The 206-nt window shown below is 73.8% G+C and carries 1 protein-coding gene; it reads right to left on the reverse strand.

What is annotated here, in order from left to right; all coding sequences use genetic code 11:
• The coding region (locus FJ658_RS15025; protein WP_141146208.1) for a hypothetical protein at positions 1-206 on the reverse strand (206 nt) is incomplete at both ends.

Raw genomic sequence — 206 nt, forward strand, 5'->3', positions numbered from 1 at the left:
TGGCGACCGAGACGTTCGGCGACACCGCGCGCAGCGCCTCGAGCTTCGCGAACGCGCTCGCGAGGTCGCCGCGCCAGATGTTGTGGCCGTCGATCACGCCGCCCACCAGCACCTGCTCGGTCCCCGCGCCGGTCGGCACCTCGCCCTTCACCAGGTCGAGCGCGATCGCGTCGATCGGCGAGGCCTGGAGCACCGGGAGGGCGTCG

Origin of the sequence: Schumannella sp. 10F1B-5-1 (assembly GCF_006517535.1) — a bacterium.
GTDB lineage: Bacteria > Actinomycetota > Actinomycetes > Actinomycetales > Microbacteriaceae > Schumannella.